General features: G+C 64.7%; 1 protein-coding gene. It reads right to left on the bottom strand.

Annotation, left to right across the window (positions count from 1 at the left end):
- On the bottom strand, positions 1 to 394 hold a 394-nt coding region (locus tag GVN67_RS29475), incomplete at both ends, for an MFS transporter (protein WP_160000806.1).

The raw sequence follows: 394 nt of genomic DNA, 5'->3' as shown, positions 1-394 counted from the left end.
CAGCGCCGCGGCGCCGATGACCATCGGGATCAGCGCGCCGCCGACGTTGTGGGCGGTGTTCCACAGCGCCCACCAGCCGCCGCGCTCGGTACGGGAGTACCAGGACGTCAGCAGGCGGGCGCACACCGGCGAACCCCACCCCTGGAAAAAGGCGTTCAGCGCCCACAGCAGCGCAAAGGCCCACAGCGAGGTGGAAAAGCCGAACAGGATATTGACCACGCCGGTCGCAATCAGGCCGAGGCCCATAAAGTAGCGGGCGTTGGAGCGGTCGCTAACGATGCCGGATAAAAATTTAGACAGCCCGTAGGTGATGTAAAACAGCGTCGCCAGCAGGCCGATGTCGCTGCGGGTCAGCACGTTGCTGGCGAGAATTTCCGGCACCGCGGCGTTGAAG

Origin of the sequence: Roseomonas sp. 18066, from assembly GCF_902706185.1 — a bacterium.
In the GTDB taxonomy this organism is placed as follows: domain Bacteria; phylum Pseudomonadota; class Alphaproteobacteria; order Acetobacterales; family Acetobacteraceae; genus Pseudoroseomonas.
The sequence above is the reverse complement of the archived record's forward strand: the minus strand, read 5'-3'. Positions and strand labels throughout refer to the sequence as shown.